Annotated in this window: 17 protein-coding genes; 4 read left to right on the top strand and 13 right to left on the bottom strand. The window is 37.3% G+C overall.

Annotation, left to right across the window (positions count from 1 at the left end; all coding sequences use genetic code 11):
* Positions 1–2: 2 nt before the first annotated feature.
* The 10 genes from LREU_RS07205 to recX all read right to left on the bottom strand — a co-directional run bounded on the left by LREU_RS07205 (position 3) and on the right by recX (position 10,147).
* Positions 3–1,019 (bottom strand): sugar transferase, encoded by a 1,017-nt coding sequence (locus LREU_RS07205; protein ID WP_003668656.1) that lies wholly within the window; start codon positions 1,017–1,019, stop codon positions 3–5.
* Between the two features lie 14 nt (positions 1,020–1,033).
* Positions 1,034–2,083, bottom strand: coding sequence for a lipopolysaccharide 1,6-galactosyltransferase (gene waaB, locus LREU_RS07210; protein ID WP_003668658.1), 1,050 nt, complete (start codon positions 2,081–2,083; stop codon positions 1,034–1,036).
* A gap of 16 nt (positions 2,084–2,099) precedes the next feature.
* Positions 2,100–3,518, bottom strand: a complete 1,419-nt coding sequence (locus LREU_RS07215) for a flippase (RefSeq protein WP_003668659.1) — start codon at positions 3,516–3,518, stop codon at positions 2,100–2,102.
* A gap of 202 nt (positions 3,519–3,720) precedes the next feature.
* Positions 3,721–4,350: a Wzz/FepE/Etk N-terminal domain-containing protein gene (locus tag LREU_RS07220; protein WP_003668660.1), complete on the bottom strand. Its 630-nt coding sequence runs from the start codon at positions 4,348–4,350 to the stop codon at positions 3,721–3,723.
* Positions 4,347–5,543, bottom strand: coding sequence for a hypothetical protein (locus tag LREU_RS07225; protein ID WP_003668663.1), 1,197 nt, complete (start codon positions 5,541–5,543; stop codon positions 4,347–4,349). The genes LREU_RS07220 and LREU_RS07225 overlap by 4 nt, the downstream gene beginning before the upstream one ends.
* 217 nt (positions 5,544–5,760) lie before the next feature.
* Positions 5,761–6,879 (bottom strand): UDP-galactopyranose mutase, encoded by a 1,119-nt coding sequence (glf, locus tag LREU_RS07230; protein ID WP_011953527.1) that lies wholly within the window; start codon positions 6,877–6,879, stop codon positions 5,761–5,763.
* A 25-nt stretch (positions 6,880–6,904) separates the two neighbouring features.
* Positions 6,905–7,552: a sugar transferase gene (locus LREU_RS07235; RefSeq protein WP_003668666.1), complete on the bottom strand. Its 648-nt coding sequence runs from the start codon at positions 7,550–7,552 to the stop codon at positions 6,905–6,907.
* Between the two features lie 11 nt (positions 7,553–7,563).
* A complete protein-coding gene (locus tag LREU_RS07240; protein WP_003668667.1) occupies positions 7,564–8,493 on the bottom strand; it encodes a glycosyltransferase family 2 protein in 930 nt (309 codons plus the stop codon).
* A 17-nt stretch (positions 8,494–8,510) separates the two neighbouring features.
* On the bottom strand, positions 8,511–9,278 hold the full coding sequence (locus LREU_RS07245) for a DUF4422 domain-containing protein (RefSeq protein ID WP_003668668.1): 768 nt from the start codon (positions 9,276–9,278) through the stop codon (positions 8,511–8,513).
* Between the two features lie 74 nt (positions 9,279–9,352).
* Positions 9,353–10,147, bottom strand: a complete 795-nt coding sequence (recX, locus tag LREU_RS07250) for a recombination regulator RecX (RefSeq protein WP_003668670.1) — start codon at positions 10,145–10,147, stop codon at positions 9,353–9,355.
* A gap of 101 nt (positions 10,148–10,248) precedes the next feature.
* On the opposite strand from recX, the gene LREU_RS07255 reads away from it, so the two are divergent.
* Positions 10,249–10,464, top strand: a complete 216-nt coding sequence (locus tag LREU_RS07255; protein WP_003668673.1) for a DUF1659 domain-containing protein — start codon at positions 10,249–10,251, stop codon at positions 10,462–10,464.
* 21 nt (positions 10,465–10,485) lie between these two features.
* Positions 10,486–10,713 carry a DUF2922 domain-containing protein gene (locus tag LREU_RS07260; RefSeq protein WP_003668675.1) on the top strand — a complete coding sequence of 76 codons (228 nt, stop codon included), beginning with the start codon at positions 10,486–10,488 and terminating at the stop codon, positions 10,711–10,713.
* Positions 10,714–10,763: 50 nt separating this feature from the next.
* Here the strand turns inward: LREU_RS07260 and LREU_RS07265 are convergent, their stop codons facing one another.
* Complete coding sequence (locus tag LREU_RS07265; RefSeq protein ID WP_003668676.1) at positions 10,764–11,654, bottom strand: YihY/virulence factor BrkB family protein; 891 nt, start codon at positions 11,652–11,654, stop codon at positions 10,764–10,766.
* Positions 11,655–11,985: 331 nt separating this feature from the next.
* Positions 11,986–13,491, bottom strand: coding sequence for a glutamate/gamma-aminobutyrate family transporter YjeM (yjeM, locus tag LREU_RS07270; protein ID WP_003668678.1), 1,506 nt, complete (start codon positions 13,489–13,491; stop codon positions 11,986–11,988).
* 330 nt (positions 13,492–13,821) lie between these two features.
* On the opposite strand from yjeM, the gene LREU_RS07275 reads away from it, so the two are divergent.
* Entirely contained in the window at positions 13,822–15,243 is a 1,422-nt protein-coding gene (locus LREU_RS07275; protein ID WP_003668679.1) for a basic amino acid/polyamine antiporter, read from the top strand.
* Between the two features lie 15 nt (positions 15,244–15,258).
* Positions 15,259–16,380: an aminotransferase gene (locus LREU_RS07280; protein WP_003668681.1), complete on the top strand. Its 1,122-nt coding sequence runs from the start codon at positions 15,259–15,261 to the stop codon at positions 16,378–16,380.
* A gap of 62 nt (positions 16,381–16,442) precedes the next feature.
* Here LREU_RS07280 and map read toward each other — a convergent pair whose 3' ends face one another.
* On the bottom strand, positions 16,443–17,300 hold the full coding sequence (gene map, locus LREU_RS07285; protein WP_003668684.1) for a type I methionyl aminopeptidase: 858 nt from the start codon (positions 17,298–17,300) through the stop codon (positions 16,443–16,445).
* Positions 17,301–17,341 lie beyond the last annotated feature (41 nt).

Genomic DNA, 17,341 nt, shown 5'->3' on the forward strand with positions numbered 1-17,341 from the left:
TCCTACACTAATCCCTTTTCTAAATTTGAAATTGCAGTTTTAATATAGAACCCTGACCGTAGTTTTTCAGCAACTTCTTTGGCGTTGTTCACCAGTTCACTATAATCAATCGAAGATACATTAGGTAACACTTCATCTAATTCATTCAAACTATCAACTACAATTCCGATGTTCATTTTTTCAACAAGATCTGCTATCGCTGCCTGACGCCAAACAACTACAGGAATCCCTGAGCTTAAATATAAAGAAGCTTTATGAGGATTATTAAACTTCATATAATTTCCAAATAAGCCATCGCAAGTTATTGGTGTCGTTCCATCCCAAACCAATCCAAAATTTCCTTTTAGATAATTAGGTAGTTCATCGGGGGGATACTGACCCTTGTATACTATGTTAGCTCCGTACTTTTCCAATGGATTAGGACCAAAGACATTTAATTTCACCCTTTTTAAGGATAACTTTTCTAAAAAGCCAGCCTTACTTAAATTTCCGGCAAAGCAAACAGAAGTCTCATAGTTTGAACCAGATGCTAGCTTAATTTTATTATCATAATCAAATAAGCCCAAGCTTTCCATTGGGACTGTTACACCATTATCTCTAAGCCACTTTTCCATTTTTGCGTTATGAACAATTAAGCCATCAGCCATATTAAATACTCGAAGTTCCTCATCAATGTACCCTTTTTCGCCATAATGGAGTCGCAAAGATTCAATATCGTGAATAATCAAAATAATTTTAGAATTCATTTGTTGAAGTCTTTTTACCAATTGCTTTGTAACAATTTTAGAATATGTTGGATATTGTAAAAAGATTTCATCAATGTCATTTTGCTTTGCCAAAAAGCGTGGAACATCAATATATGCAACCTTTGCTTTTTGCAAAACCGATTCTTGATTAATTGTAAAGTTCCATTTTTCAAAGCCATCTTTTAATAAGAAATTTTCAATATCAATTTTTGCTTTGGGTCCTGCATTGTTATCATGGTGTGTTTCTTTTACTGTCAATATTACTTTTGTCATACTTATCCACCCAACTAATAGTCTGTAATTTTCTTTAGAACATTACGCAAGTTCTCAAAATACCGTTCTTCATAAAACTTTGAAATACTATTTTGAATCGCTACTTTGTTATATTCAGTTTGTGACATTTTATTAATCTTTTTCGCACATTCTTTTATATTTCCACGATGATAAACTTCCCCATTTATGCCATCCACAACTACATCCGTAAAACCGTCAAAGTCAGCAGAAAGACATGGAATTCCTCTGGACATTGCTTCCAAAAATACCATTGGTAGCCCTTCAAAGTGCGATGTCAAAATTAATGCAAACGGTTGATATGCTAATGAACTCCATATATTTTCAGTCCAGCCATGCCACTTAACTCTATCTTTAATTTCTAGTTTTTCAGCAAGTTCTTTACACTGACTCTCATCTTCTCCGCCACCATAAACATCCAATACAACAGATGAATTAGTCAAGCTAACGGCACGAAGTAACTCTTCTAAATTCTTTTGGCCTGTTAATTGGACCCGGCCAACATATAATAAATGCTTTTTACTACTATTCTCTTGAATATCTAATAATTGATGATGTTCTGCAGGATTATAAATTAAAAAAATTCTTTGAGAAGCAATTCCTAAATCAATCATCTGTTGTTTTATCGGAGAACTAATTGCTAAATGATAATCCGCAAACACAATATTATGTGGATCATAATCCATCTGATTAGCTATTGAAAAATGAAACCATGAAATTAACTTACAATTTTTATGAGTTACTTTTCTTAACTTAGCAAATAACTTAATAATGTTAGGACTAAGAATTATATAATTAGTATCTTTAGGACTCATTAAAAAAATCTTTATAAAGTAAGCTAAGCGATTTAGTCGACTACTATTCTTTGGATAAATTACTTTTATACTAGGATTTAATTTATGCAGCCATTCTTTATCTGGCGTCATATTCGATAAAACTAATCGGATGTCATTACCATTTTCAACTAAATTATTTAGTACTTTAACTAAAACTGTTTCTGTCCCACCACGACCAGTTATTTTATTGGTTATAAACGTTAACTTCATAATTAAGCTCTCTTTACTATTTTTTTATTAAAGCCTTGGCTTGCTTTAAGATTGGTGCTTTTAGCATGAATAAACAGATTACATACACAAAAATTCCTAATGCAACTTGAAGTGCTAAATTAATAATCGTCATACTCATGATTAGGTTTATTCGAGAAACAATAATGTACATAAAAAGTCCACTCAGTAGATACCGCCATATAGGAGCAAAAAGTGCCCGACGTCGAATTGTTCCTTTAATATAAAATAGCTGAACTGCTGTCACTGCAAACTCCGAAATAACTGTTGCAATTGCCGCACCATTAGCTCCATACAAAGAAATCAAGAATATATTGGCAACTATATTAACTACTGCTCCAATTGTTACTGAAATTGTATATTCATGTTCATGATGAATTGGCATTAGATACTGGGTACCAGTAACATTACTCCATGCAATCATCAGAATGGCTGGAGCTTCCCAAAAGATAACACCACCAGTCGGGCCATATTCACTACCTAAAAACCATGGAGCAAACTTATAGGCAATCGCCATCAGTCCAAACATCATTGGAGTTGAAATAGCTGTTACAAAGTCAAATGATTTATACAGGCTCTCACGGACTCCTTTTACATCACCAGAAGCAAACTTATTTGCAATATGTGGCAACATAACCGTCCCAGTTGCAGTAACAACCGCCAATACTAGTTTTACAATGTTATCTCCAAAATTAAATTGCGAAACTGCAGCTTGCGGAGCCATTCTCCCTAACATAATCCGATTCACAACTAAATAAATTTGTGTTGTAATCGTGGGAATAAATAATAACAATGCTGGATAAAAATGTTTAAGTGGGTGCCATTCACGAATGCTTACCCACTGAATATTATTTTTGAGATATGGCCATAGGGTAAAACTTCCAGCTAATTGGGCAAAACCTAATAAGAAAATATATTTAGCAAGGTCACTTTGATTACGCACTAATACAAAAATCAAGGCAATTGTTATCAGTTTGACGATTGTGTTTCGCGAAACAGTCTTTTTAAAATCCTCCATCCCCATAAAATACCAAGAAATATCAATTCCATAAGCAATTATCCATAATGCTTGTAGTAAAAAATAAGTCTTAAATGCACTACTAAATAAAAATACTGCTAATAAATAAGTAATTAAAACTATTGAACTAGTAGCTACTTGAAGTGAAATTATTCCCCAAAAAGTTTTTGATCTTTTAAATTTATCGTTTCGTTGGTAAGCTATTTCCCTATTACCATATAGAGAAATGCCAAGTTGACCTGCTAAATAGAAAAATGTTACCCATCCATTTGTATATGTATTGATTCCATTATTATTGGCACCAAGAACTCGAGATACATAAGGAGTTGTAATTACAGGAGCTAGCATTAACAATATTTGATAGCCTGCATTATACAAATAATTTTTGATAACCTTCATGTAACAACCTCATTTGACTTTTCTTAAACTAAAGTTTTATTTTACCACTGTATTTTACCAAACAAAAGACAGCCATGTTACACTTTAGTTTCTGATAAAATGTGCTACTTACTTTGATATATTATTTTATAGTTAAACTAGTATCTAAATAAGTAGCTTATACTAATGTTAAAGTACAAGCTACTTATCAAAATGCTTCATTCTATTTTTTAGCTTTTAAATAAACCCACGTAGTAGCCGAGAAAGATAGGATAAAACCTAATAAAAATCCAACAGCTGCTCCTAATAAAGTAAGCTTTTTAATTGACGGAGAACTATCACTTTTGGCTTCATCAGCCACAGCCTTAGAGAATAGGGAAATTTTATTTGCTGAGGTTACTCTTTGAGGAATCTTTTTAGCTGCTGCCTCAGCAACGGCATTTACAACAGCCGCAGAATCGTGTGCAGTATTAGCCTTCGCACTTACTCTAACAATTGTAGTTTGCATTATCGGTTCTGCATTTACCATTGATGAGATTTGTTCTGCATTGTATTTCTTTCGTAAGTCTTTTGATAAATACTTACGAGCAGCAGCAGCAGTATCATTACTTTCTATTATTTTTGCATATGTATTTCCGAGATTCATATCAGCTTGAAGTTCTTCATTTGCATTAGCACCATCATATGCTCTACTAGTCATAATATTTCTAACGGATTCATAGGTTGTATGCTGTTTATGCTTTGCATATAAATTGCCCCCTAATCCAAATATTATTGTTGTAATAAGGATAATGAATACGTTTTTCCAAACAACTTTTGAAATATTCTTTACGTTGAAATTTTTCTCACTCATTTATGCTTCTCCTCCTGAGTATTATAAAAATTAGGTATAGCGAATAATGCTAATAGAAATGGGTTGTAAATAATCTTAATTATATCTGGTTCAAACATAAAATTTAATGCTGCAACTAAAATAATTGCCGTTAAAATAAATGTTTGCCGAAATGTTGATCTTATCGCAATGTAGGTCATGCACCCAATTATAAGTACAAACGATAATATTCCCCATAATAAAATCATCCGAACATATGAGGAATCTATAAAGAAGTAATGGCTCACACCATCTATTTGATTAGCTAATTTCAGCCCTTTACTTCCACCATATGTATGCTCTACGATTGTCTGACCTAAAAGCTTAACATCGTAATTACTAAAAGCTTGATATCCCAAGCTCAATCTACCAGAAGTAATATCATTGATTTTTCTCATTATATGATTAGATGCATCATAGAAATAAGAAGTAAAAATTATTATAGAAGCTGAAATTGGTACTGCCATCCACCAAAAAGAGGCTAGTATCTCCGATAATTTATGGCCTCTAAATGCTCGCTGTGCAATAATCATTACAGGTATTACAATCATAGTAGCTATAAAGTCTAACTTAGTATTTGTAATCATCATAAAAATAACATCACCAACAAAGATAAAAAGATAATCAAACCATCTTAATTTATTAAATCTAAGATAACAATACGCTAATACCAAATAGAAATAGTGAGTTGCAAGGCTTGATGTATAAATTAAACCTAACGAATATCTCGGTGGTCTGGGTGCAGCACGATATATTAAATTCGGTATTACCCCTAATAGTGAGAAAATTGCCATTGCCAGCAACAACATTACGTTTAAATATAGATACCAAGTTATAATATCCTTAAAATTAACATTTTTTGCTCCAATAACAAAAGGCACTATTGTTAATAGCTGTAATTCATGCGCCATTCGCCAATTTATCATGCCTAATAGTATTAATATAGTAATTATAACTAATTCTTTTTTACTCCACCTATCCAGAACGTATATTTTAAATAAAAGTAATGGAAGTGCGAGATACGAACATAATCTTAAAAAACGGCCATTTAATGCTTCCGCTAGAGTTGTGTCTTGAATAAATGAAGACACAAAAAAAATCACAAAAGCAATAAAAAATATCTGACTACCGTTAATAGGAAAATTGTAGATATTTTGAGTATTTCTTTTAAGCAATTTATTATTTCCCTTCTTGAATGTAATAAAGCTATATCTATGTATTTTATTACATTGCAGTATTAAATCCTTACCAGACTAGGAATATTGCATGATACCGGTAATAGAACGTTTAATAAACGTTGCGTAATTCACTAAAAATGGCAATTCTACCAATCTTCTACGGATTAAAATTATTTAATATCAGTTAATAAAAGATACAATTCTTATAAATGCTCTAGCTAAATTCCTTATTAACAGCTGTCAATGCTGCATGTAATACTTGATCCATGTTGTAATAACGGTATTGTCCTAAGCGACCACCAAAAATAACATTATCAGCCTTTTCGTCAGCTAACTTGGTATATTGCTTGTAAAGATCGTTATTCCGTTGATTGTTAATCGGATAGTATGGTTCATCACCACGGTGCCAGTCAGCAGGGTATTCACGAGTGATGATCGTTTTATCCTTGTCACCCTTACCGAACTCAAAGTGTTTATGTTCAATAATCCGTGTGTATGGTGTTTCAGCATCGGTATAGTTAATTACCGCATTACCTTGATAGTTACCAACATTCTTTTCTTCAGTCTCAAAACGTAAACTTCGGTACTGTAACTCACCTAATTGATAATCAAAGAACAGATCAATCATACCGGTAAATACTATTTTCGGATAATCTTCAAGGTACTTAGCCTTTTGATTAAAGAAGTCAACACCAGTCTCAACATCAATTAAGTCGCTATCAAGCATCTTCTCAACGATCTGGGTGTAACCACCAATTGGAATTCCTTGGTAGGTGTCATTAAAGTAGTTATTGTCATATACCAAACGCACTGGGAGACGCCGAATAATAAAAGCAGGTAATTCCGTTGCTTTTTGTCCCCACTGTTTTTCAGTATAGCCTTTGATCAACTTTTCATAGATATCGCGACCAATAAGTGAAATAGCTTGTTCTTCAAGGTTCTTTGGTTCTTTACCAGCCATTTCTTGCCGTTGCTCATTAATCTTCGCCATTGCTTCTTCAGGTGTACGAACTCCCCACATCTCACTGAATGTATTCATATTAAATGGGAGGTTATACATTTCGCCCTTGTAATTAGCTACTGGGCTATTCGTATACCGATTGAATTCTGCAAACTGGTTTACATAATCCCACACTTCCTTATTAGACGTATGGAAAATATGGGCCCCATATTGATGCACTTGAATGCCATCTACCTCCTTAGTGTAGATATTACCAGCAATATGGTCTCGCTTTTCAATCACTTTCACACGCTTACCACGTTTAGCAGCTTCATAGGCAAAAGTTGCCCCAAAAAGGCCCGCGCCTACTACTAAATAATCATATTTTTGCATAACTATCTCCTTATTAACTAACTTTCTAATATGCACCCTCACTCTTAAAGATACTAATAATATTCTTAAACATTATCTTCATATCAAATCCGAGTGAAGCCTCATCAACATATTCCAATTCAACATCACAACGTTCGGGATAAGGAATATTACTGCGACCACTTGATTGCCATAGTCCCATTGCTCCTGGCTTTACTGACAAAAACTTATCAACTCGGTCACCATACTCAGCCAACTCTGCCTTAACAACTGGTCGGGGCCCAATAATACTCATATCGCCACGCAAGATATTGATAAACTGTGGAATTTCATCAATTGATGTCTTGCGCAGCCATTCTCCCAAACGCGTAATTCGGGGGTCTTCTTCTGGTTCTAACTTATAGTTATTTGCCACATATTTAGCATAAAGTTCAGGATCATTTTCCAAAATTTTATCTGCATTCTCAACCATAGACCGGAATTTGTAGATTTTAAATGGCTTCCCATGCCAGCCGATCCGTTCCTGCTTATAAAACAGTGGTCCCTTATTATCACCAAAACGGTTCATTATAAAAACAGCTAAAAACACTGGGCTAAAGCAAACTAATGCTCCTGATGATAGCACAACATCAAAGAACCTCTTCCAGAAAAGGTAGCTCTTAGATTGTTGTTTAATTTTTACCTTCTCACTCATGATTCTCAACCCTACTTTTTCTCTTTAATAATATATATCGGTCGTTTCTTTGTCTGCATATATATCCGACCAATGTAGCGACCTACTATTCCGAGGCAAAGTAACTGGATACCGCCGAGGAATAAAATAATACAAACCATTGACGCCCAGCCAAAAGCACTACTAGCAGGCTCAATAATCTTTCTTATTATAACAATAATCATCCCGATAATGGAGATGAATGCCGTTAATCCACCAGCCCAGGTCGCAATTGCCAAGGGAGCTTCAGAAAAATCAGTAATCCCGTCAATCGCATACTTAAATAACTTCCAGGTCGACCAATCTGTTGTCCCAGCAACTCGTTCAACATTTTTATAGGGAAGATACTTAGTTTTAAAACCAACCCAGTTAAAAATACCTTTTGAGAACCGGTTATATTCAGTTAACGATAACACTGCATCCACCATCTGGCGCGTCATCATCCGGTAGTCCCGGGCTCCAGAGACAATTTTAGTATCAGAAATCTTATTGATAACATTATAGAATTGGTTAGAAAGGAAAGACTTAAACTTCGCCTCACCCTTTCGATCTGTCCGCCGCATCCCCACACAATCATATTCACCAGTGGAAATAGCCTTATACATCTCTGGTAAATATTCTGGTGGATCCTGTAAATCAGCGTCCATCACAACGACATAATCACCCGTTGCGGCCTGTAATCCCGCGTAAAGCCCTGCTTCTTTACCAAAATTCCGTGAAAAAGAAACATAATGAACCTGTTCTGGATCCTGTTCATGAAGCTTCCGTAGTTCTGCTAAAGTCCCATCACTTGATCCATCATTGACAAACCAATACTCAGTGTCCACTGGCATCTGCTTAACCACTTTTTCAACTGCCGGGTAAAAAAGCGGAATAGTTTCTTCCTCATTATAACAAGGAACAACTATTGACAATTTTGGCATTCTTGTCTCTCCAATCGTTAATGCTCACCATGACCGGTAACTTTACGTTTTAAGAACTTCACAATCTTTAATGGCCAGTTTTGCTTTTCAAGAAATACCCGGTTAACTTCCACTGTCTTGTATTGCGGATTAGTCAACAACCAAGTATCTAGTAAAAGCTCACTTAAAAAGCCAAAGACCCGTTGCTCATATGGTGTATAGTCAGAATAATCAACTTTTTTATCAACTTCGCCTAAAACATCAAACAGCCAGGTACAATATTCATCCAACGGCTGCTTCTTCATAATCATCATGTTGAAATAATGAGCCGATGTCTGTTTCATTACTTTTTCAAAAGCGGGTAAGTACTGAGGATATTTCTCCTTTAACACCTGCCGCGTAATTTCAAGCGGCTCGTGCTCATGAACATGGAGGTAATGTGATTCATTTGTTTCAATGTAGTAATGCCGCTTCTTTGGCAAGATTACATCGGCATCTGTCAATAACTCTTCAACCTGTTCATGATTGAGGATGGTCGAAAGATCCTTTGAGTGCCCCATCGTTAAGTAACGACGGTAGTGGACTAATCCTAACGCATCCACATCAAGATTTTTCCATCCCCAGTACAGAGCTGTTAACTCATTGTAGTGCGGATTCTTTTTTGAAATATTATCTCCGGTGTTATCACCCTGAAATGTACGATTAACAGTCGGGTGAATCTCTTTACCAACAAAAACTGGTAAATACATTGGATCATCTGGCATCCGATAATTTTTATGGACAGCCACTAAGATTTTAATATTCACTATTGTACTCCTAATTATTGTTTTTAAACATAATCATTAAAATAATACCAGTAATTCCCAATCTTGGAAAGTTATTATTGGAAATCCTGCGCATCTAACCAGCTTTGGACATCATCAAGATCAAAGCCTTTCCGATACATCGCCTGCTTAAAATGCTGCTCACGCTCGTATCCTTGATAACAACGAACACGACGCCATTGCTTTGCTGCTTCTTTTGCTAAAAGGTCGTTCTCTTGCTCCAGATCAGGTTGTGGAACAACTTCATCCTTAATCATTTCATACACACTACTAGAGAAGCCTTTTGTCATGAGTCCTTGTTGTACTTTTTGTTCTCGTCGCCGCTCTGGCTGGTTTCGATAACGGCGAAATAACTTTTCAGCTAACTTTTTTGCCAATTCTGCTTGAACTTCGGGAGTAAATTGCGTTAAAGCATCATCAATATCGTTTTCGCCAATCCCTTTTTGTCGTAAGTGTTGACGAATTACCCCAGGTCCCTTCAAGTCCGTATTAATCATCGTGCGGACATAAGAAGCCGCATAGGCATGATCATCAATTAACTGTTGCCCGCGCAGCTTTTTTAAGATTGACTCAACAAACTCTTCTGGCGTGTCAATTTCTTTTAGCTTCTTAACGATGTCGCTTTCCGTCCGCATCTGGTAAGAAAGGTAGTCAAGCATTCGTGAATAAGCCTTCGCTTGCTGGTCAGCAGTCGCAATGGCCGCAATTTGCTTTTCATCTAGCTCGGTTCCCTTCATCAAACGGAACTGAATCAAAACACTTTCTGCAACCGGAAAAGCATACTTACCATCAAGGTATATATTATATCGACCCTTCCGTTTTTGCGCCTCAATTTTCGAAATTTTTGCCATTTTTAAATTTCTCCTTAACACTCTCAATTTTTAATCGTTTATAAAGGTGTAAGCAGTGGCCACTACTTAACAAATCAAATTAAACAAAGGAAGTTTTTATCATGCAAATGGTTCGTAATTTCAAGTCCGCTAAAATTCAGCTTACCCTCACTAACAGTGAACATCCCAAGGGCGTTAAACATCCCTTTAACAACATTATTGAGGATGTCACTAATGAGCAGGTAGCACAATTTAGTGCGGCAATTGAAATGCTTACTGCTGAAAAATGCCTTGATACAGATATTATCGTTACTAGTCAAGTTGCAATGAACAACTAATCTCAAGGAGGAAATTAACTTATGCGTACATTAAGCTTAACTTTCAAAGGTAGTCTTGGTAAAAAGCATTCATTAAAGTTGAACTATGCCAGTGGTGATCTTGATGCCGAAACCGTTCGGAAGGCAATGCAAGAGATTGCACAAACCCACCTCTTCACTAAGGAAGGCGAAGATATTTATCAGCAACCTCTTTCTGCGAAATACGTTGATACTGTTTCTACCGTTATCTTTAACGATGAACAAAAGTAATTAAATATCAAGTTCTAAAGATCTTCAACATTTGGAGGCTAGGAAATTTCCTAGCCTCCATTTTTGTTTTTTCTTTCTACCAGTTGCCAAAAGTGTTTCTTGGCATGCAATTCACCTTCATGACATTCTTGCAAAGCAGCATTTAGCGCCGCCCCCAGCATGATAATATAGCCAGAAAAGTCAAGCCATACCATCATTGCAATAAAAGCTCCAATTGTCTTGTAGGAAATTACCCCGTGACCAAATAATAAGGTATAGAACGAGAATAAACGTGATAATCCCATCCAAAGCAATGAAGCCAAGAATGAACCAGCAAGTGCATAGCGCAACCGGACCTTCGCATTAGGAACAAAGTAATACAAGAGTGTAAGAGCAATAAACAAGACGCCAAATGTTACCGGCCACCTTAATGAGCTAAAGATAGCAATGTAATCACGCCGGAAATTAAAAATTGGCTGAATACTCTTAAGAACCTGCTCCCCAAAACCGTATAAAATAATGATGATAAAGATAATTACTAAGAGGACAATCATCCAAACAAATGAGACGATTCGGTTCATCACCGGATTCTGATTTTCCGCAATCCCATAGGCATGGTTAACGCTGCGTTGAAAAGCGGCAATTCCCTGACTGGTCGACCAGAGAGCAATCAAGGCCCCGGTTGTCAGAACACCACCACTCCCCCGTCGTAAGAAATCATAGATCAACGGCTGGATAAAATCATAGACCGATTCAGGAATTGCAGTTGAGAGGTAGGCTAAAATCGTCTTAGCGTCAATTCCAATCATCGGCAATAAATTTCCTACTACCATCACGGCAGGAAAAATAGATAGCAAGGTATAGTAAGCTAGAACAGCAGCAGAACTTGAAATCTGGGCCATTGTAATATGTTGAATTAATAACGCAATAAAAGTCTTGCCCTTGCCCGATTCCTTGTCCATAATAACCTCCGAAAATATTTTATAGGTTTAATTATAACAAACTGCACACAGGACAAATATTACATTAAAGTAAAAAAGAAACGGACATAAGCAGATTCCTTGTCCATAATAACCTCCGAAAATATTTTATAGGTTTAATTATAACAAACTGCACACAGGACAAATATTACATTAAAGTAAAAAAGAAACGGACATAAGCAGATTCCTTTCATAAAAAACAGATAATACAGTATAACAATAAGCCTCCAGCGCTGGTAAAACCAAATGCTGGAGGCTTATTGTTGCTTACAGGAACTCGAAAACAAAGTCACACGCTTCCTTTTCACTTCCCTTATTCAGCAATATTATGACGCTTTGCGGAGATTTGATAGAAAACCAATGCAACGATTGCAAAGAAGATTGGTCCCGCAAGTGTCCAGAAAGCTGTTTGATAATCTTTTTGTAATAGTGGTTGAACAAACGTAAAGACGATTCCGACAATTAAAATCAATTCAACGAAACATACTAATACATCTGTCCAGAAACGGTTCTTAAAGACAACGAATGGCCGGTCAAGGTTCTTCTTCGCCTTAAAGAATGGGAAAGCCCCGATCAAGAAAATATATGGGAAACAAGTTGAAACGTTCGCCATATCAGTCAAAATCAAGTAGAACTGTTGAGCAGCATTGCCACCAAAGGCAACCAAGAAAACAATAATTGAAACAATAATTGCTTGAAGCCACATTGCATTCGCAGGCATCCCCGCCTTATTAAGTTTCGTAAGCTTCTTTGGCCATAAGTCTGGATTAGATCCAAGAATGAAGGCCTTGATTGGGGAGTAAAGCAGGATAAACAATGCACCCAAGAAACCAAGAGTCTGTGCAAAGGCAACGATCCGCGTCATAATAAGTCCAAAAGTAAGGGCAGCACCGTGCGACCATCCAAGTGCATCCCCCATGGTAACCCCTAATTGATTAAAGACAACATAGGTAACATTACCAAGGTTAACGCTGCTCTTAGTCAAAGTTTGTTGATAATTTACTGACCAACCAAGCATAAAAATCATTAAAACATAAGTACCAATCGTAAAGATACTTGCAATGATCAATCCACGAGGGAAAGTCTTTTCAGGATTTTTCATACTATCAGTAACGGACCCTAATGATTCCATCCCACCGTAAGCAAAAATAGCATAAACAACAAATGAAATAATAGCAATTGGTGTCTGGAATTGTGGATTAGGCGATGTAATGAAAGTTGAAGCCCCATGAATTGATTGCTTTAAGATTCCCTTATCGGCGACTAAAACAATAACGCTGACAATAACAAAGATAATGTTAACAACAATTGTAAAAATACCACCAAGTGAACCAACTTTAGCAATGGCGGTCATTCCCCGTGAACTACACCAAGTTGTCCCAAGAATCAATAGAATTCCAAGGACCCCAATCAATTGAGTCGAGGTCAGACCAAATGCGTGCCATTGTTGGGTAGTATCCTTACCAAAAAGCAAGGCAGAAAAAGTAATCCAAATCCGTGATGCCGTTGATACCATCCATACAATCCAAGATGCTAACCATACGAAAGTACCGACAAAAGCGACTCGTTCACCAACTGAGCCGGCAAGCCAGGAATAAATTCCCCCTTTAGCATCCTTAAATGTGGAACCGTACTCTGCCATCATCAAGCCACAAGGAAAGAAGAAACAAATCCCTGCTAATGCGTACCAAATAATACTACCGTAACCCATTTGTAAGTAGGCGTTTGAAACATTCCCAAAACCAAAAATGGCGGTAATGATCATCGTCACTAGTCCAAAGGTAGTAATCATCTTTTTATTACTACTCTGTTCGTCCAAAATAATGCCTCCAAAGCTTTAGAATTCTTAAATAAAAATAAGAAATTATTTAATAATTATTAGTATAGTCGTCTTTTAAAAAAATAAAAGTCTTTTACAGAATTTCACATTACTTTTATACTATTTTTCGTATTTTTATACCAACTTAGTAATCTTTATTCGTTTGTTTGTATATTTTGGTATAAGTGATGTATACTATTTTCATTACTTAATAATTGTTTTCACATTTAATCTTAATGCTATGGATAGCGTTTTCCGACGTTGCTATAATTGAGTTAAGAAAATTTATGTGATTTTCACTCTAAGATATAAGATCGTGAGGTGGAGTAAATGAGTGAGAAAAAAGGTATTAATACTACAGAACTAACCCTTTTAATTGTGGGGTCGACAATTGGTTCAGGAGTATTTGGCATTACCAGTGATTTAGCTACTGCGGCGGCTCCTGGTCCAGCAATCATTGCCTGGATTATAGTAGGGATCGGCGTCTTGACTTTAGTCCTCTCCCTAACTAATCTTTCGCAAAAACGGCCAGACCTTGATTCAGGAATTTTCAGTTATGCGGCGGCTGCTTTTGGTCCGCTGGGCGAATTTATTTCTGGTTGGGCATATTGGCTTTCCGCCTGGCTCGGTAATATTGCTTTTGCGACGATTATGATGAGCGCTCTTGGAACGTTTTTCCCAAGCTTATTTGCTAATGGTCAAAACTTATTCTCAATTATTGTTGCAATTATTTTAACCTGGGTTTTGACATTCTTAGTAAATCGAGGGATCGAATCAGCGGCCTTTATTAATTCGATTGGGACGATCTGCAAGATTATTCCATTAGTCGTCTTTGTTATCTGTGTGATTCTTAGTTTTAAGGCTAAGATCTTTACTGCTGATTTCTGGGGCAATGTAACACAGAACCTTAGTTCAAAAATCGAAACCGGTTCAATCTATGACCAAGTAAAGGCCTCAATTATGGTAATGATGTGGCTATTTGTCGGTGTTGAAGGGGCCTCTGTCCTTTCTAGTCGTGCCAAAACGCGGACAGATGCTGAACGTGCTTCTATCTTCGGCTTAGTAAGTTTGCTTGTTATCTACATCGTGGTTTCCATTTTGCCATACGGGGTCATGACCCGGGCCCAGTTAGCAGCTGGTGGTCAACCGGCGCTCGGTGCTATCATGCAACACCTGGTTGGAACGTGGGGTGCCGCCCTGATCAGCATTGGATTAATCGTCTCAGTTTTAGTTTCATGGCTCTCGTGGACAATGCTCCCAGCCGAATCATTAATGCTAATGGCTGATGATGAAACCCTTCCAACATCATGGGGCAAGCTAAATGAAAAAAAAGCGCCAACACGGGCATTAGTAATTACTGGGATTCTTCAATCGATCTTCCTCTTCTCTTTGCTTTTCACTACCTATGCCTACAACTTTGCATATACGCTTTGTACGGCTGCGATTTTGATCTGTTACCTCCTTGTTGGTATTTACCAAATGATGTACAGTTGGCAGCACCAAGAATGGGGACAATTTGTTATTGGACTAATTGCCACCCTCTTTGAACTGATGGCGATGGTTCTCTCTGGCTGGAAAGAAATAATGGTTGTTTCAGTCGGTTTTATTCCCGGATTATTCTTCTATGTCCAAGCATGCAAGGAATTCCATCACCCAATCACAGTAAAGGAAAAATGGGCAATGGGGATTATCGCTGTCTTTGCGGTTATTTCCTTAGTATTAGTAATCAACGGAACAATTTCAATTAATTAAAGGAGGAAAAAGATTATGGTAGAAATAGCACATTTTGGTGTCGAAGCATGGCTAAATAAGTGGGAAAAGAGCGCAACTTATGATATTTCGCAGAGTACAATCGCTTCTTTGAGTATGCACGATCTCTTAAATTTAGATGGTAACAATGGCAAAGAGTTTTATGAGATGCTTGATAAGCAGCAAATGAACTACGGATGGATTGAAGGATCACCTGAGTTTAAAGAAGAAGTTGCTAAACTGTATCACCATGTTGATCCAGAAAATATCTTGCAAACAAATGGCGCCACTGGGGCAAACATTTTAGCCCTCTATGCCCTAATTAATCCCGGCGACCATGTAATTGCCGAATATCCTTCTTACCAACAACTCTACGATATTCCTAAATCATTAGGTGCAGATGTTGATTACTGGCATATTCATGAAGAAGACGATTGGTACCCACGAATTGATGACCTAAAAGCGATGGTTAAACCTAATACTAAAATGATTTGTCTAAACAACGCGAATAATCCAACGGGAACAGTTCTGGATAAAGAATTTCTCGAACAAGTTGTTGAAATTGCTAAGTCAGTCGATGCCTATGTTCTTGTTGATGAAGTCTACCTGCCCCTCGATCACCCCGAAAAGTTTGCCCAGATTATTGACCTTTATGATAAGGGAATCTCTACTAATTCTCTTTCAAAGACTTATTCGGTGCCAGGGGCTCGGATCGGTTGGACCGCGACTAACGCTGAAGTTGCCGATGTCTTCCGTAAATTCCGTGATTACACCATGATCTGTGGAGGAGTCTTTAACGACCAGCTAGCTACCTATGTCTTACGTCACCGTGATCAGGTTCTCGCCCGGAACCGGAAGTTAGTTCTTGGGAACCTCGCTGTTTATAAGGATTGGATTGACCATGAAGACCGAGCAAGTGTTATCATGCCACAAGCAGTCTCCACTTCCTTCCCAAAGCTTGATGTGCCGGTTGATATCCATACTTTCTGTGAAAACTTGCTTCATGACGAAGGAGTTCTCCTCGTGCCCGGCGATGCTTTTGATACTCCGGGTCACGTTCGCCTCGGCTACTGTGCACCAGAGGCAACCCTAAAAGAAGGCTTAAAGCGGCTTTCAAAGTATATGCATCAATATGATTAGCGTTAAAAAAAGGATGTTTGAAACATGCAAAAGTTTTCTAACATCCTTTTTACTGCTAGCGATTAATTTTCAAACTGCTTAGCAACCTTTTCTGCGATCTCACGGTAATGTTCCAAGTACTTAGCATAATTATCATCGTACATGTAATCAGCATCTGCTTCTGGATCTTGAGATGTCAAAATCTTCGGACCATCATTCGTAATAACTAAGGTATGCTCATATTGGCAACTCCAACCACCATCAGCAGTCTTGGCAAGCCAACCACTTGGATCACTGGTATCAGCTTCCCACGTACCGGTGTTAATCATTGGTTCAACAGTAATGGTCATCCCATTACGAAGACGGATTCCTTGACCGTGTTCGCCATAGTGAGGCACCATTGGATCTTCATGCATTGTTGGCTGAATACCATGACCAACAAATTCACGGACATCCCCATAGCCATTCTCATCTTCTGTGTAGTGTTGAATAACTGCCCCAATATCACCAATCCGGTTACCAGGAACACATTGGTCAATTCCCATAAACAGTGACTTCTTAGTAACATCCATTAACTTTTGGATTTCAGGAGAAACTTCTCCTACCGCATAGCTCCAGCAAGAATCACTGAAAGCACCGTCAACACTGACAACCGTATCAACCTTTACTAAATCGCCCTTCTTTAAGATTAACTTCTTACGAGGGAATCCGTGACAAATTTCATCATTCACACTAACACAGGTAGCATACTTGTATCCTTCAAAGCCAATTTGTTCAGCTTTAGCTCCAGCAGCCTTGAAGTACTTCCGAGCGAATTCTTCAATCTTCCAACTTGAGATGCCCGGCTTAATAATTTTACGAAGGCCAAGGTGCATTGCCGCTAAGGCTGCCCCGGCCTTTTCCATTGCATCGATTTCTCGAGGTGATTTTAAACTAATCATTTTCGCGATCTCCTTATTTACAATCTAACATAAATAGTATA

This window comes from Limosilactobacillus reuteri subsp. reuteri (assembly GCF_000016825.1).
Taxonomy (GTDB): Bacteria; Bacillota; Bacilli; order Lactobacillales; family Lactobacillaceae; genus Limosilactobacillus; species Limosilactobacillus reuteri.

Bases quoted from the DNA above. Each gene is read 5' to 3' on its own strand.
- LREU_RS07220 (WP_003668660.1), bottom strand. From the start codon at position 4,350: ATGAGTGAGAAAAATTTCAACGTAAAGAATATTTCAAAAGTTGTTTGG.
- map (WP_003668684.1), bottom strand. From the start codon at position 17,300: ATGATTAGTTTAAAATCACCTCGAGAAATCGATGCAATGGAAAAGGCC.
- recX (WP_003668670.1), bottom strand. From the start codon at position 10,147: ATGGCAAAAATTTCGAAAATTGAGGCGCAAAAACGGAAGGGTCGATAT.
- LREU_RS07275 (WP_003668679.1), top strand. From the start codon at position 13,822: ATGAGTGAGAAAAAAGGTATTAATACTACAGAACTAACCCTTTTAATT.
- waaB (WP_003668658.1), bottom strand. From the start codon at position 2,083: ATGAAGTTAACGTTTATAACCAATAAAATAACTGGTCGTGGTGGGACA.
- LREU_RS07255 (WP_003668673.1), top strand. From the start codon at position 10,249: ATGCAAATGGTTCGTAATTTCAAGTCCGCTAAAATTCAGCTTACCCTC.
- LREU_RS07235 (WP_003668666.1), bottom strand. From the start codon at position 7,552: ATGAGTGAGAAGGTAAAAATTAAACAACAATCTAAGAGCTACCTTTTC.
- LREU_RS07260 (WP_003668675.1), top strand. From the start codon at position 10,486: ATGCGTACATTAAGCTTAACTTTCAAAGGTAGTCTTGGTAAAAAGCAT.
- glf (WP_011953527.1), bottom strand. From the start codon at position 6,879: ATGCAAAAATATGATTATTTAGTAGTAGGCGCGGGCCTTTTTGGGGCA.
- LREU_RS07240 (WP_003668667.1), bottom strand. From the start codon at position 8,493: ATGCCAAAATTGTCAATAGTTGTTCCTTGTTATAATGAGGAAGAAACT.
- LREU_RS07265 (WP_003668676.1), bottom strand. From the start codon at position 11,654: ATGGACAAGGAATCGGGCAAGGGCAAGACTTTTATTGCGTTATTAATT.
- LREU_RS07280 (WP_003668681.1), top strand. From the start codon at position 15,259: ATGGTAGAAATAGCACATTTTGGTGTCGAAGCATGGCTAAATAAGTGG.
- LREU_RS07215 (WP_003668659.1), bottom strand. From the start codon at position 3,518: ATGAAGGTTATCAAAAATTATTTGTATAATGCAGGCTATCAAATATTG.
- LREU_RS07205 (WP_003668656.1), bottom strand. From the start codon at position 1,019: ATGACAAAAGTAATATTGACAGTAAAAGAAACACACCATGATAACAAT.